General features: G+C 66.1%; 16 protein-coding genes. 14 read left to right on the forward strand and 2 right to left on the reverse strand.

The genetic code is table 11. The features are described 5' to 3' along the window. Nucleotides 1–56 precede the first annotated feature (56 nt). The 11 genes from MJ122_RS22825 to MJ122_RS22875 all read left to right on the forward strand — a co-directional run bounded on the left by MJ122_RS22825 (nt 57) and on the right by MJ122_RS22875 (nt 9,398). On the forward strand, nt 57–2,855 hold the full coding sequence (locus tag MJ122_RS22825) for a monovalent cation/H+ antiporter subunit A (RefSeq protein WP_239746117.1): 2,799 nt from the start codon (nt 57–59) through the stop codon (nt 2,853–2,855). After that, complete coding sequence (locus MJ122_RS22830) at nt 2,855–3,187, forward strand: Na+/H+ antiporter subunit C (protein WP_017521059.1); 333 nt, start codon at nt 2,855–2,857, stop codon at nt 3,185–3,187. Before MJ122_RS22825 ends, MJ122_RS22830 begins: the two co-directional genes overlap by 1 nt. Then, a complete protein-coding gene (locus tag MJ122_RS22835; protein ID WP_239746118.1) occupies nt 3,184–4,680 on the forward strand; it encodes a monovalent cation/H+ antiporter subunit D in 1,497 nt (498 codons plus the stop codon). The genes MJ122_RS22830 and MJ122_RS22835 overlap by 4 nt, the downstream gene beginning before the upstream one ends. Further along, entirely contained in the window at nt 4,677–5,177 is a 501-nt protein-coding gene (locus MJ122_RS22840) for a Na+/H+ antiporter subunit E (RefSeq protein WP_239746119.1), read from the forward strand. The genes MJ122_RS22835 and MJ122_RS22840 overlap by 4 nt, the downstream gene beginning before the upstream one ends. Next, the gene (locus MJ122_RS22845; RefSeq protein WP_239746120.1) at nt 5,162–5,431 is read left to right on the forward strand and encodes a K+/H+ antiporter subunit F; all 270 of its coding nucleotides are present in this window, start codon (nt 5,162–5,164) and stop codon (nt 5,429–5,431) included. Before MJ122_RS22840 ends, MJ122_RS22845 begins: the two co-directional genes overlap by 16 nt. Next, nucleotides 5,428–5,757, forward strand: coding sequence for a Na+/H+ antiporter subunit G (locus MJ122_RS22850; protein WP_239746121.1), 330 nt, complete (start codon nt 5,428–5,430; stop codon nt 5,755–5,757). Before MJ122_RS22845 ends, MJ122_RS22850 begins: the two co-directional genes overlap by 4 nt. A 126-nt stretch (nt 5,758–5,883) precedes the next feature. Further along, nucleotides 5,884–6,282 (forward strand): hypothetical protein, encoded by a 399-nt coding sequence (locus MJ122_RS22855; protein WP_239746122.1) that lies wholly within the window; start codon nt 5,884–5,886, stop codon nt 6,280–6,282. 101 nt (nt 6,283–6,383) lie between these two features. After that, a complete protein-coding gene (locus MJ122_RS22860; protein ID WP_088417853.1) occupies nt 6,384–7,289 on the forward strand; it encodes a DMT family transporter in 906 nt (301 codons plus the stop codon). Nucleotides 7,290–7,327: 38 nt separating this feature from the next. After that, nucleotides 7,328–8,428 carry a PLP-dependent cysteine synthase family protein gene (locus MJ122_RS22865; RefSeq protein WP_017521065.1) on the forward strand — a complete coding sequence of 367 codons (1,101 nt, stop codon included), beginning with the start codon at nt 7,328–7,330 and terminating at the stop codon, nt 8,426–8,428. Between the two features lie 17 nt (nt 8,429–8,445). Continuing rightward, on the forward strand, nt 8,446–9,150 hold the full coding sequence (locus MJ122_RS22870) for an aspartate/glutamate racemase family protein (protein WP_239746123.1): 705 nt from the start codon (nt 8,446–8,448) through the stop codon (nt 9,148–9,150). Continuing rightward, on the forward strand, nt 9,147–9,398 hold the full coding sequence (locus MJ122_RS22875) for a hypothetical protein (protein ID WP_239746124.1): 252 nt from the start codon (nt 9,147–9,149) through the stop codon (nt 9,396–9,398). Before MJ122_RS22870 ends, MJ122_RS22875 begins: the two co-directional genes overlap by 4 nt. A gap of 113 nt (nt 9,399–9,511) precedes the next feature. Here MJ122_RS22875 and MJ122_RS22880 read toward each other — a convergent pair whose 3' ends face one another. Then, nucleotides 9,512–10,180, reverse strand: a complete 669-nt coding sequence (locus MJ122_RS22880) for a hypothetical protein (RefSeq protein ID WP_017521068.1) — start codon at nt 10,178–10,180, stop codon at nt 9,512–9,514. A gap of 76 nt (nt 10,181–10,256) precedes the next feature. Here MJ122_RS22880 and MJ122_RS22885 point away from each other — a divergent pair, with 76 nt between their 5' ends. Continuing rightward, nucleotides 10,257–10,655, forward strand: coding sequence for a DUF488 domain-containing protein (locus MJ122_RS22885; protein WP_239746125.1), 399 nt, complete (start codon nt 10,257–10,259; stop codon nt 10,653–10,655). Nucleotides 10,656–10,769: 114 nt separating this feature from the next. Here the strand turns inward: MJ122_RS22885 and MJ122_RS22890 are convergent, their stop codons facing one another. Continuing rightward, on the reverse strand, nt 10,770–11,369 hold the full coding sequence (locus MJ122_RS22890) for a short chain dehydrogenase (RefSeq protein ID WP_088417857.1): 600 nt from the start codon (nt 11,367–11,369) through the stop codon (nt 10,770–10,772). Between the two features lie 95 nt (nt 11,370–11,464). On the opposite strand from MJ122_RS22890, the gene MJ122_RS22895 reads away from it, so the two are divergent. Together MJ122_RS22895 and MJ122_RS22900 are read left to right on the forward strand one after the other, a co-directional pair. Further along, nucleotides 11,465–12,394, forward strand: a complete 930-nt coding sequence (locus tag MJ122_RS22895) for a LysR family transcriptional regulator (RefSeq protein WP_088417858.1) — start codon at nt 11,465–11,467, stop codon at nt 12,392–12,394. Nucleotides 12,395–12,508: 114 nt separating this feature from the next. Beyond that, nucleotides 12,509–12,970 carry a glycine zipper 2TM domain-containing protein gene (locus MJ122_RS22900; RefSeq protein WP_088417859.1) on the forward strand — a complete coding sequence of 154 codons (462 nt, stop codon included), beginning with the start codon at nt 12,509–12,511 and terminating at the stop codon, nt 12,968–12,970. The last annotated feature ends 14 nt before the right edge of the window (nt 12,971–12,984 follow it).

Genomic DNA, 12,984 nt, shown 5'->3' on the forward strand with positions numbered 1-12,984 from the left:
GCCTGTGCGCGGGGTTGCCTGTCTGAACGCCATCCGGCGGTGAAAAGGAGTGGGTCATGACGTTGGCGCTGATCATTGCGCTGCCTTTCCTCGGGGTATTGCTGCCGCTGCTGGCTGAGCGTTTCGGCCGCACCGCCTGCGCTGCCGCAACCGGGGTGGTGCCGCTCGCCGGGCTGATCCTGCTGATGTCCCAGCGCGCCGTGCTGGGCGCCGAGCCGCTGGTGCAGCGCGTGGACTGGCTGCCGGAACTGGGCCTGAACCTCAGCCTGCGCCTGGACGGCCTGGGCTTCCTGTTCGCCCTGCTGATCCTCGGCATCGGCCTGCTGGTGATCCTCTACGCCCGCTATTACCTGTCGGAGAAAGAGCCTGCCGGGCGCTTCTTCGCTTTCCTGCTGCTGTTCATGGGCGCCATGCTCGGCGTGGTGCTGAGCGAAAACCTGCTGCTGATGCTGGTGTTCTGGGAACTGACCAGCCTGTCGTCGTTCCTGCTGATCGGCTTCTGGGGCCATCGCTCGGACGCGCGCAAGGGCGCGCGCATGTCGTTGGCGGTCACCGGTGGGGGCGGCCTGGCGCTGCTTGCCGGCATCCTGCTGATCGGCCACGTGGTCGGCAGCTTCGAGCTTTCTACGGTGCTCGGCGCCCGCGAGGTGCTGCAGGCCAGCCCGCTGTTCCCATTGGCGCTGTGCCTGGTGCTGCTCGGTGTATTCACCAAGTCCGCGCAGTTCCCGTTCCACTTCTGGCTGCCCCATGCGATGGCGGCGCCGACGCCGGTGTCGGCCTATCTGCATTCGGCAACCATGGTAAAGGCCGGCGTGTTCCTGCTGGCGCGCCTTTACCCGCTGCTGTCGGGCAACGACCTGTGGTTCTACCTGGTCAGCCTGACGGGCCTTGCAACCCTGCTGATGGGCGCCTTCATGGCGCTGTTCCAGAACGACCTCAAGGGCCTGCTGGCGTACTCGACCATCAGCCACCTGGGCCTGATCACCCTGCTGTTCGGCCTGGATTCGCCCATGGCCAACGTCGCGGCGATCTTCCACATCATCAACCACGCCACCTTCAAGGCCTCGCTGTTCATGGCCGCCGGGATCATCGACCACGAGACCGGCAGCCGCGACATGCGCCGCATCAACGGCATGTGGAAGTACATGCCGCACACCGCCGTGCTGGCGATGGTGGCGTCGGCGTCCATGGCCGGCGTGCCGCTGCTCAACGGTTTCCTCAGCAAGGAGATGTTCTTCGGCGAGACCCTGGCGCAGAACATGATGGGCAGCTTGAACTGGCTGATCCCGGCGCTGGCGACCGTGGGCGCGCTGTTCTCGGTGAGTTACTCGGTGCGCTTCATCCACGACGTGTTCTTCAACGGCGAGCCGATCAACCTGCCCAACCCGCACCCTCACGAGCCGCCGCGCTACATGAAGGTACCGGTGGAAATCCTCGTGCTGATCTGCCTGCTGGTCGGCGTCATGCCGGGGATTATCATCGGCCCGTTGCTGGCCGGCGCCGCCGCGTCGAGCCTGAACGGCGCGCTGCCCGAGTACAGCCTGGCGATCTGGCACGGCTTCAACGCTCCGCTGGCCATGAGCTTCGTCGCGACCGCCGGCGGCATATTGCTCTACGTGCTGCGCAAGCCGCTGTTCGACTGGTACGCCGGGCTGCCGGCGATGGACGCCAAGCGGGTGTTCGAGCAACAGGTGCAGCGAGTGGTGCGCTTTGCCGCGCGGGTTACCGACTACCTGGAGAGCGGCTCGCTGCAGCGCTACTCGATGTTGCTGGTGCTGGCCGCCGTGGTCGTGGTGTTCGCCGGCCTCGCGCCGTTGCCGGGTATCGAAGGTCACCGGGCGCAGATGCCGCTGGACGGGATCACCGCCCTGGGCCTGGTCCTGCTGGCCATCTCCGGGCCGCTCACCGTCTGGTTCCACCGTCAGCGCCTGACCGCGCTGGTCATTCTCAGCATCGCCGGCCTGCTGGTGGCGCTCGCCTTCGCCCGCTTCGCCGCGCCGGACCTGGCGCTGACCCAGCTGTCGGTGGAGGTGGTGACCATGGTCCTGCTGATGCTGGCGCTGTACTACCTGCCGGCACGCACGCCGAAAACTTCCAGCAGCTTGCGCCGCCTGCGCGATTTCGTGATCGCCATTGGTGCCGGGGTGATGGTCACGCTGCTTGTCTACGCCGTGCTCACCCGTCCCTATGACAGCATCGCTGGCTACTACCTGGAGAACAGCGTCACCGGTGGCGGCGGACACAACGTGGTGAACGTGATCCTGGTGGACTTCCGGGGCTTCGATACCCTCGGCGAGATCACCGTGCTGGCGATTGCCGCGGTCGGCATCTTCGCGCTGCTGGACGGCCTGCGCCTGCTGCGCCGCGAGGCTGACGACGAGGGGCGCGCCTGGGCGAAAGACCGCTTCCCGCCGATCCTCGCCACGCTGTCGCGCCTGCTGCTGCCGCTGGCGCTGCTGGTCTCGGTGTTCATCTTCCTGCGCGGGCACAACCTGCCGGGCGGCGGCTTCATCGCCGGGCTGATCACCTCGGTGGCGCTGATCCTCCAGTACATCGCCTGCGGCAGCCGCTGGGTGAGCACGCGCCTGCCGCTGGACTACAGCCGCCTGGCCGGCCTCGGTGTGCTGATCGCAGGGCTGACTGGCCTGGGCGCCTGGTTCTTCGGCTTCCCGTTCCTCACCTCGGCGTTCGGCCACTTCCACATTCCGCTGGTGGGTGATATCGAACTGGCCACCGCCATGCTCTTCGACCTGGGCGTGTACTTCACTGTCGTCGGCGCGACGCTATTGATCCTTTCGGGCCTCGGTTCGGTCACCGCACCACCGGAGCCCGTGCTGTCCAAGGAGGCGCCCTGATGGAAGCGCTTTTCGCCATTGCCCTCGGCCTGCTGACCGCCAGCGGCGTCTACCTGCTGCTGCGCGCACGCACTTTCCCGGTGGTGCTGGGGCTGACCCTGTTGTCCTACGCGGTCAACCTGTTCCTCTTCGCCATGGGCCGGCTGGCCGGCGACCCGGCGGTGATCGGCCAGGTCGCCAACGCCGGAGACCCGATTCCCCAGGCGCTGGTGCTGACCGCCATTGTCATCGGTTTCGCCATGACCGCCTTCGTCATCGTGCTGGCCCTGCGCGGGCTGGCGGAAACCGGCGGTGACCATGTGGATGGTGGAGAAGGGGAGGACGGTCGATGAACCACTGGCTGATCCTGCCCGTCCTGCTGCCGCTGTTCGCCGGCTGCGCGTTGCTGCTCGTGGGCGAGCGCTGGCAACGCGGCCTGTCGCTGCTCGCGACCCTGGCGCTGCTGCCGCTTTCCGCCGTGCTGCTGCAACAGGCCGACAGCGGCGTGGTGCAGTTCTACGCGCTGGGCAACTGGCAGCCGCCGTTCGGCATCATCCTGGTGCTGGACCGTCTCAGTGCGCTGATGATCGCTGCCACCGCGCTGCTCGCCAGTCTGTCGCTGATCTACGCGGTGCGTGGGGATGACCGGCGTGGCAAGCGCTTCCATGCGCTGTTCCAGTTCCAATTGCTGGGGCTGAACGGGGCGTTCCTCACCGGCGACCTGTTCAACCTGTTCGTGTTCTTCGAGATCCTGCTGATCGCCTCCTACGCGCTGCTGCTGCATGGCGGCGGGGCCGGGAGGGTGCGCGCGGGGTTGCATTACGTGGTGCTCAACCTCGTCGGCTCGGCGTTCTTCCTCATTGCGGTGGGCACGCTCTACGGCATCACCGGCACCCTGAACATGGCGCACATTGCCGAACGTGTGGCTCAGCTGAGCGCCGAGCAGGCGCCACTGGTGCGTGCGGCAGCGTTGCTGCTGCTGGTGGTGTTCGGCCTGAAGGCGGCGCTGCTGCCACTGTACTTCTGGCTGCCCAAAGCCTATGCCGAGGCCAGCGCGCCGGTGGCGGCGCTGTTCTCGATCATGACCAAGGTGGGCATCTACTCCATCCTGCGGGTCTACACGCTGATCTTCGGCGAGCAGGCCGGCGAACTGGCGAACCTCGCGCAGGCCTGGCTGTGGCCGCTGGCGCTGGCCGGGATAGTCGTCGGGGCGCTGGGGGCGCTGGCAGCGACCACGCTGCAAGGCCTGCTGTCCTACCTGGTGGTGGTTTCTGCCGGCACGCTGCTGGCGGCCATTGCGCTGGGAACGCCGGAAGCGCTGTCCGCCGCACTCTACTACCTGCTGCACAGCATCTGGGTGGCCGGTGGCCTGTTCCTGCTCGCCGACCTTATTGCCCGCCAGCGCGGCGAGAAGGGGGGCCGGCTGGTGCAGGGGCCGGCGCTGCTGCAACCGCATCTGCTCGGTGGCGCATTCTTCTTCGGTGCCATTGCCGTTGCCGGCCTACCGCCGCTGTCCGGCTTCCTCGGCAAGCTGATGCTGTTGCGTTCGGTGAGTGGCGGCAGCGAAGCCATTGCGTTGTGGAGCGTGGTACTGGTCAGTGGTCTGGTCACCCTGGTCGCGCTGAGCCGCGCCGGCAGCACGCTGTTCTGGCGGACCGGCCTGAGCGTGCTGGGCAGCGCCAATCGCGAGCCGGTGAAGATGCTCGCCGCTTTCGGCCTGCTGGCCAGCGCTCCGCTGATGGTGGTCGCCGCGCGGCCACTGATCACTTACGCACAGGCCACGGCGGTGCAGTTGCTGGATGCCGGGCTCTACCGCCAGGCGATCCTGCTGGGAGGTGGCGCATGATTCGTCGCATCCTGCCGCACCCGTTGCTCAGTGGCGTGCTGCTGCTGAGCTGGTTGTTGCTGGTCAACGATTTCTCCCTCGGTCACTGGCTGCTCGGAGCTTTCCTCGGCCTGACGATCCCGCTGCTGTGCCGCAACCTGCTGCTGGCCGCGCCGCGCATCCAGCGGCCGGGCCTGCTGCTGCGCTTCATCGGCCTGGTGCTCTACGACATCGTTGTCGCCAACCTGCAGGTGGCAAAGCTGGTGCTGGGGCCGAAGGCGAAGCTGCAACCGGGCTTCGTCGAGATTCCCCTGGAGCTGACCGATGACCTGGCCATCAGCATCCTCGCCAGCGTCATCACCCTGACCCCGGGCACCTGTTCCGCCGACCTGTCCGCCGACCGCCGCATACTGCTGGTCCACGGCATCGACGTACCGGACCCACAGGCGCTGGTGGCGGACATCAAGGCGCGCTACGAGGCGCCGCTGAAGGAGGTGTTCCCGTGCTCGGCATCGTGATCCCGATCTGCCTGGCGCTGCTGGGCGTCGCCGTGCTGCTCACCGTGGCGCGGCTGATTCGCGGCCCCTCGGTGGCGGACCGCATCCTCGCGCTGGACACCCTGTCGGTGGAAGCCATCGCGCTGATCGTGCTGTTCGGCATCTGGAAGGGCAGCGGCCTGTACTTCGAGGCAGCGCTGCTGATCGCGGTGATGGGTTTCGTCAGCACCGTGGCCCTGTGCAAGTTCCTGCTGCGCGGAGACATCATCGAATGAATGTTCTGATCGAAGCGCTGGTCTGCCTGCTGTTGCTGGCCGGCAGCCTGTTTGCCCTGCTCGGCGCCATCGGCCTGTACCGCCTGCCGGACTTCTACACGCGCCTGCACGCGCCGACCAAGGCGTCGACCCTGGGCGTGGGCGGCGTGGTGTTGGCTTCGCTGCTGTACTTCAGCACCCGCGGCGAGGGCGTCAGCCTGCATGAACTCCTGATCACCGTGTTCCTCTTCATCACCGCGCCGGTGAGCGCGCACCTGCTGGCCAAGGCGGCGATGCAGCAGCGTGTGCCGGTGGAGCGGGGGACCCAGGGCAGGCCGTGGGACTGAGCTGCGGGGCGTGCGAGTTTTCGTACAACTGGCTCCACCGATTTTCGCGTCGGAACAGACCGGGACTGACCAGACGCGTGATGGCGGCCCCTATAGTGGCGTGCACTTTTATCAGGTGCTCCTGCCATGTCTATCGAAGCAAACCTAATGCTGTTGGCCGCCACTACGGCCATTTCGACCCCCGCCATCTCTCCCGCCAGCTACCCGAGTGCGCTTCAAGGAGACTGGATCATTGCTGAGTACGCAGATTCTTGCCGACTTGCGCGAAAGTTTGGATCCGATGCCCTGCTCAGGGTTACTGCGCACGCAATCGTTTCCCATGAATCCGAGTTCGCGCCTCAGCAAATAGAAGTCGATAGTAAGCTGCGGAACCGCTGGAGGATTGCGTCCATCGAGCGTTTCGAAGGCGATGAGTTTCCGCGCTGGCAAATGTTTACCGCGGAACGCGACAAACTGACAGTGCGGGACCTCGACAACCGGCTCCAACCAAACAGAAGCCTCGTCTTTCAGCGCTGCCCGGATTGAGCCGCCAATCTCCGGCCCATACAGTTTCCCCACGATTCTGTACCTGTCGGCCGAAAGCCAGCGCCTCCTATACTCCGGGGACCTTTTGACTGGAGCGTCCCGTGCAGCAATCCCGGCCGTTCGCCCTCGCGTGCCTGGTGCTGGCCATGGCGCTCTGGGGCAGTTCGTTCATTGCACTGAAATTCGCCTTCCAGGAAATGCCGGCCATGTGGGTGATCTTCGCTCGCATGGCGCTGGGCAGCCTGATCTTCCTCGCCGCCTGGCGCTGGCGGGGACGCATCGACTACCGTCCCGGCGACTGGAAGTGGCTGCTGGCGCTGGCTGCATGCGAGCCCTGCCTGTACTTCATCTTCGAGTCCCTGGCGCTACAGCAGACCAGCGCCGCGCAGGCCGGGATGATCACCGCGCTGTTGCCGCTGCTGGTGGCAGTCGGCGCCTTCTTCCTGTTGCATGAGAAGATCGCCCGCAACACCTGGCTGGGCTTCGCCCTGGCGGTGCTCGGCTCGCTCTGGCTGACCCTGGCCAGCGAGCCGGACCGCCACGCGCCCAATCCGCTGCTGGGCAATTTCTACGAGCTGCTGGCGATGCTCTGCGCCACCGGCTACACCCTGTTGCTCAAGCACCTGTCGGCGCGCTACTCGCCCTTCATCCTCACCGCCATGCAGGCGTTCATCGGTTCGCTGTTCTTCCTGCCGCTGGCGCTGGCAACCTCGGGCCTGCCAGCGGCGCCCGGCCCGACCGGCTGGTTCGCCCTGGTCTACCTGGGCAGCGTGGTCACTGTCGGTGCCTATGGCTTGTACAACTTCGGCGTCAGCCGCCTGCCGGCGAGCCAGGCCACTGGCTTCATCAACCTGATCCCGGTGTTCACCCTGATCTTCGCCGCGCTGCTGCTGGGCGAGGTACTCAGCGGCCAGCAGGCGCTGGCCGCCGGCCTGGTGTTCGCCGGCGTCGCCCTCAGCCAATGGCGCAGCGCGCCGCCCACAGCGCCCGCCGGTGTGCTGGACTGAACCTATTGAATCGCTTGCCCTGCCAGGAGAACGACACGATGGCCACCCAGGAACGCAACTGGACCCGAGAGGCGATCCGCATCATCGAAGCGGATTTCCAGCGCAGCGCCGATACCCACCTGATCCCCCTGGACATGCCCGGCCTGCCGGGCGTGGACCTGTATTTCAAGGACGAGTCGAGCCACCCCACCGGCAGCCTCAAGCACCGCCTGGCGCGCTCGTTGTTCCTCTACGCGCTGTGCAACGGCTGGCTGAAGCCGGGCGCCCCGGTGATCGAGGCGTCCAGCGGGTCGACGGCGATCTCCGAGGCGTACTTCGCCCGCCTGGTCGGCCTGCCGTTCATTGCCGTGGTGCCGGCCAGCACCTCGAAGGAGAAGATCGCGCAGATCGCCTTCTACGGTGGCCAGGCGCACCTGGTGGAGGATCCGACGCAGATCTACGCCGAGTCCGAGCGGCTGGCGAAGGAAACCGGCGGCCACTTCATGGACCAGTTCACCTACGCCGAACGCGCCACCGACTGGCGGGCGAACAACAACATCGCCGAGTCGATCTTCCAGCAGTTGCGCCACGAGCGCTTCCCCGAGCCGGCCTGGCTGGTCTCCAGTCCCGGCACCGGCGGCACCCTGGCGACCCTGGGGCGCTTCGCCCGCTACCGTCGGCATGACACCCGCGTGCTCTGCGCCGATGCCGAGCGCTCGGTGTTCTTCGAGTCCTACAAGACCGGCGATCGCGACCTGACCCTGAGCTACGGCTCGCGCATCGAGGGCATCGGCCGGCCGCGGGTGGAGGCGTCCTTCCTGCCCAACGTGCTCGACGCCTGCTGCAAGGTGCCGGACGACCTTTCGCTGGCCGCCATGCACTATCTCGCCCAACGCCTGGGCAGGCGCGTCGGCGGCTCCAGCGGCACCAATTTGATCGGCGCGCTGCTGGCTGCGCGGCAGATGGTGGCGCGGCGCGAGAGTGGCTCGGTGGTGGCGATCCTGTGCGACGGCGGTGAGCGCTACGAGACCACCTACTACAACCCGTTGTGGCTGATCTCCCAGGGCTTCGACCTCGATCCGCTGATTGAGGCCGTGCGCCAGTGCGCCGAGCACGGTGCCGCGCTGCCCGGCGATCTGCCCTGCATCGGACTGGACTGATTCCCATGGAGGGAGGCATGAAGACCATCGGCCTGATCGGCGGCATGAGCTGGGAATCGACCATTCCCTATTACCGGCAGATCAACGAACGCATCAAGGAACGCCTGGGCGGCCTGCACTCGGCGAAGGTCGCGCTATTCAGCGTGGACTTCCACGAAATCGAGCGCCTGCAGCATGCCGGCGACTGGGACGCTGCCGGCCGCGTGCTGGCTGATGCGGCGCGTTCGCTGAAGGCGGCAGGGGCGGACTTCCTCGTGCTCTGTACCAACACCATGCACAAGGTGGCGCCGGCCATCGAGGCGGCGGTGGACATTCCGCTGCTGCACATCGCCGACCCCACCGCCGAGGCGATCCGCGCGGCCGGCGTGTCCACGGTGGGCCTGCTGGGCACGCGCTTCACCATGGAGCAGGCGTTCTACAAGGATCGCCTGGTGGAGAAGTTCGGCCTGCAGGTGCTGACGCCGAACGAGACCGATCGCCAGGTCGTGCACCGGATCATCTATGAAGAGCTGTGCCTGGGACAGATTCACGACGAGTCGCGGCAGGAGTATCGGCGCATCATCGCCACGCTGGTGGAGCAGGGCGCCGAGGCGGTGATCCTCGGTTGCACGGAGATTTCCCTGCTGGTTGGCCCGCAGGACGCCTCGGTACCGCTGTTCGACACCACGGCGCTCCATGCGCTGCAGGCGGCCGACGCTGCCATCCACGGAGAACCCGCATGACCTTCATCAGCCTGAAGGTACGCGCCGCGTTCATCATGCACGGCTATGACGAGCAGAACCGCGAGGTGATCGAGCAGGTCTCGGACCCGGATTTCGTCGAGAAGCTGGTGCGCCTCGAGCGTATCCAGTCGATCAGCGAAAAGTACGTGCTGGTGACGGCCAGCGATGGCCGGCTGGCGTATTGGGAGTACGACGGGGAATTTGCCGTGCTGAAGGCACGGCTGGCGGCGGCGGGCCTGATTGTGTGAGACCACCGGCTGCGTAGGAACGAACTTTGTCCGCGATTGCTGTCCGGCGTGATTCGAACCTATCGCGGACGAAATCCGCTCCTACGTTGCAGGGAGACCCGCAGCGGACCTCATCAGTCGCCGCTGGAACCGCCTGGATAGGCACACCCGCGCATGACCTTGTTATCCAGGCGCAGCTCGGCGGAGAGGTTGCTCAGCGCGCCGCTCATGCTGTCCTGGCAGCGTGCCGGGGCGACCCAGAGTTCGACCTTCTCGCCGTTGGCCTCGCTGGAATAACTGGTGCTGCCGTCGGGCACGCCTTCGGCGATATACGGTAGCGCCAGCGATTCCTTGCCCGGTTGCTCGATCAGCATTCCCTGGCTGTTCACCAGCACGCTCCAGCCCGGCTCGTTGCCGTGGGCGCGGACCACCGCGCGCTTGAAGTTCGGGTCGTCGCAGCCGGAGCCTTCGTTCTGCAGGCGATAGACCTTGGCCACCTCCAGCTTGCCGTCGGTGCCCTGGGCGCTGCTGCCGCTGAAGCTGCCGCGCAGGTCGGCGTACAGCGAGGTGGCGCCGTCGTTGAACATCTCCAGCGCGTCGCGGGGCAGGCCGGTGTTGCCGGTGTCCTCGATGCTGAAGCGGCGCTGCTCGGTGCAACTGCGGAACACCAGCTTGCCGTCCTGACGAGTCAGTTCGCCCTGCAGGCGGGTGGAGGCATTAAGATCGGTCTTGTTCGGCGTCCACACCTGGCAGGCGGCGAACAGGGGCAGCAGGCTGAACAGAATGAAACGGCTGGATCGCATGGAACGGGCTCCCTCGAAAGTGCGCCCACGTTACCCAGCGAAGCCGGCCATCTCAAGCCGACGAGGAGGTTTTCGGATGATTCGTTGCAAGCGCGCCTATGAACCGGCGACGAAGGAAGATGGCCAGCGGGTCCTGGTGGATCGCCTGTGGCCACGGGGAATTCGCAAGGAAGACCTGCACATGCTGCAGTGGGCCAAGGAGGCGTCGCCGTCCAACGAACTGCGCCAGCGCTTCCACCACGATCCGGGTCTGTTCGAGGACTTCCGCAAGGCCTACCACGGCGAGCTGAATGCCCACCCGGAGCACTGGATCGGGCTGCTGGACCTGGCGCGCAAGGGCACCCTGACGCTGCTTTATGCGGCCAAGGACGAGGAGCACAACAACGCCCGGGTGCTGGCCGAGTTCCTCGAGGACGAGCTGGAGAAGCAGGGCGAGGGGAGTTCCCCGGTGTGCTACGCCGGCAAGAGCGAGTAGGGCTGTTCGCGAGCAGGCTCGCTCCGAGAGTTCCTGGCGAAGGCTTTTCTGTAGGAGCGAAGTTGCTCGCGAAGCAGGGCCAACGAGTGACGCAGAAATATCAGGCCGCCAGCCTCACCAGATCTTGTACACCTGCCCGCTCTGCTTGCCTTCCACGCTGCGGGCGAAGCCCAGCGCGGCATCGGCCGCCGGCACCGGCTTGAAGCCGCGGAAGAACGGCGCGTAGCCTTCCATCGATTCCACCAGCACGTTCGGGCTCACGGCGTTGATCCGCTGGCCGCGCGGCAGCTCCAGTGCGGCACTGCGCACGAAGCCTTCCACCGCGCCGTTGACCAGGCTGGCCGAGCTGCCCAGGACGATGGGCTGTTCGCTGAGGATGCCGGTGGTGAGGGTGAAGGAGGCGCCGTCGTTGGCGTACTGGCTGCCGATCAGCACCAGGTTCACCTGGCCCATCAGCTTGTCCTTCAGGCCGACCGCCATTTCCGCCTCGCCCATTTCAGAAAGCGCGCCGAAGTGCACCTTGCCGGCGGCGCTGATCAGCGCATCGAAGCCGCCGACCTGTTCGAACAGGGCGCGGATCGAGGCGCTGTCAGTGATGTCCACGCGATAGTCGCCGCTGCTGCGGCCGACGCGGATGATCTCGTGGCGTGGTGCCAGTTCGTTGTCGACCGCCCGGCCGAGGGTTCCGCTGGCGCCGATCAGGATGATTTTCATAAGCACTCCACTGAGGTGTTTGGCTGAAAGTGAATTCAGTCTAGAGTGGCTTTCTGTTTTGATAATCCAGCCAATCGATAACCTTTGGTTTTTATATGGAAACAATCGCCAGCGATCTGGAAGCTCTCGCCGCCTTCGCCGTGCTGCTCGAAAGCGGCAGCTTCACCCGTGCGGCCGAGAAGCTCGGCTGCAGCAAGGGCCAGCTGTCCAAGCGGATGTCCGCGTTGGAGCGGGCTTTGGGGGCGACGCTGCTGCACCGTACGACACGGCGTCTGTCGCTGACCGCCGCGGGCGCTGCGCTGTTGCCCGAGGCCCAGGCGCTCAACATACAGGCGGCACGGGCGCGGCAGGCGGTGCTGGCGTTGCAGGAGGAGGCGCAGGGCAAGGTCCGGCTGAGCGTGCCGGTGTCCCTGGGCGAGACCTTCTTCGATGCCTGGCTGATGGAGTTTTCCCGTCAGTACCCGGACATCCGTCTGGAGCTGGACCTGTCCAACGAGCGCCGCGACCTGATGGCGGACGGCTTCGACCTCGCCATCCGCTCGGGCAGCCTGGCAGTGGACGAGCGCCTGGTAGCGCGGCCGCTGTTCGCCCTTCAGGAACTGACCTGCGCGACACCGGCTTACCTCGCCGAGCACGGCGTGCCGCAGGCTCCCGCGGAGCTGGCCGGACACTCCTGCCTGCAGAACACTCACTACCAGGACAGCGACGTCTGGCTCTACCAGCGCCACCACGAACTGTTCCGTGTGACAGTGAATGGCCTGCTGGCGAGCAACCACTACACCTTGCTGAAGAAGGCAGCGCTGGCCGGGGCGGGGATCAGCCGGCTGCCGTCCTACATGATTCAGCAGGAATTGGCTGAAGGCAGCCTCGTCTGGCTGTTGCGTGATTACCAGACCCGTACCCAGCCGGTGTTTCTCATTCACCCGTACCAGAGCCGCCTGCCGCGCCGCACGCAGCTTCTGGCGGAGTATCTGCTGCGCTGGTTCGAACGCAGTCGGATGCAACTGGTTGCCCTGGAAGGCTGAAAGAAAGTTCGTTCAGCTTCGTTCAGCGTTGGTTCAGAGAGGGTTCAGGGGGAGTTCAGGGACCGCTCGTTAGGCTTTCTCCATCACTTTTGAGAGCCTTCCGAGGTCAACATCATGAACCGTCCCACGCTGCTTCTGACTGCCCTGATTGCCAGCGCCGCTCTGCTGAGTGGCTGCGCTTCCAACCTGTCGGGTTCTTCCTACTCCCGTGCGGATGCCCGCGCCGTGCAGAACGTGCGCATGGGTACTGTCGAGTCCCTGCGGCCGGTGCAGATCGAAGGCACTAGGACGCCCATCGGCACCCTGGCCGGCACGGCGGTCGGCGGTATCGCCGGCAACTCCATCGGCGGCGGCCGCGGCAAGGCCATTACCACCATTCTTGGCGGCGTTGCTGGCGGCGCGGCAGGCTCGGCGGTGGAAGAGGGCATCACCCGTACCCAGGGCGTCGAAATCGTGGTCCGCGAGGATGACGGCGGCACCCGCGCCTATGTCCAGGCGGTGGATTCCCAGCAGTTCCGAGTCGGTGATCGCGTTCGCATCCTGTCCGTCAACGGCGCCAGCCGCGTGACCCTTTGAGCTGACGCGGAGAG

The organism is Pseudomonas sp. DP-17, assembly GCF_022380625.1.
GTDB lineage: Bacteria > Pseudomonadota > Gammaproteobacteria > Pseudomonadales > Pseudomonadaceae > Pseudomonas > Pseudomonas nitroreducens_A.

What these genes read in the sequence shown, in the direction of transcription:
- MJ122_RS22895 (WP_088417858.1), top strand. Translation starts at nt 11,465, where the DNA reads ATGGAAACAATCGCCAGCGATCTGGAAGCTCTCGCCGCCTTCGCCGTG.
- MJ122_RS22850 (WP_239746121.1), top strand. Translation starts at nt 5,428, where the DNA reads ATGAATGTTCTGATCGAAGCGCTGGTCTGCCTGCTGTTGCTGGCCGGC.
- MJ122_RS22870 (WP_239746123.1), top strand. Translation starts at nt 8,446, where the DNA reads ATGAAGACCATCGGCCTGATCGGCGGCATGAGCTGGGAATCGACCATT.
- MJ122_RS22885 (WP_239746125.1), top strand. Translation starts at nt 10,257, where the DNA reads ATGATTCGTTGCAAGCGCGCCTATGAACCGGCGACGAAGGAAGATGGC.
- MJ122_RS22855 (WP_239746122.1), top strand. Translation starts at nt 5,884, where the DNA reads ATGTCTATCGAAGCAAACCTAATGCTGTTGGCCGCCACTACGGCCATT.
- MJ122_RS22890 (WP_088417857.1), bottom strand. Translation starts at nt 11,369, where the DNA reads ATGAAAATCATCCTGATCGGCGCCAGCGGAACCCTCGGCCGGGCGGTC.
- MJ122_RS22900 (WP_088417859.1), top strand. Translation starts at nt 12,509, where the DNA reads ATGAACCGTCCCACGCTGCTTCTGACTGCCCTGATTGCCAGCGCCGCT.
- MJ122_RS22830 (WP_017521059.1), top strand. Translation starts at nt 2,855, where the DNA reads ATGGAAGCGCTTTTCGCCATTGCCCTCGGCCTGCTGACCGCCAGCGGC.
- MJ122_RS22840 (WP_239746119.1), top strand. Translation starts at nt 4,677, where the DNA reads ATGATTCGTCGCATCCTGCCGCACCCGTTGCTCAGTGGCGTGCTGCTG.
- MJ122_RS22875 (WP_239746124.1), top strand. Translation starts at nt 9,147, where the DNA reads ATGACCTTCATCAGCCTGAAGGTACGCGCCGCGTTCATCATGCACGGC.
- MJ122_RS22825 (WP_239746117.1), top strand. Translation starts at nt 57, where the DNA reads ATGACGTTGGCGCTGATCATTGCGCTGCCTTTCCTCGGGGTATTGCTG.
- MJ122_RS22880 (WP_017521068.1), bottom strand. Translation starts at nt 10,180, where the DNA reads ATGCGATCCAGCCGTTTCATTCTGTTCAGCCTGCTGCCCCTGTTCGCC.
- MJ122_RS22865 (WP_017521065.1), top strand. Translation starts at nt 7,328, where the DNA reads ATGGCCACCCAGGAACGCAACTGGACCCGAGAGGCGATCCGCATCATC.
- MJ122_RS22835 (WP_239746118.1), top strand. Translation starts at nt 3,184, where the DNA reads ATGAACCACTGGCTGATCCTGCCCGTCCTGCTGCCGCTGTTCGCCGGC.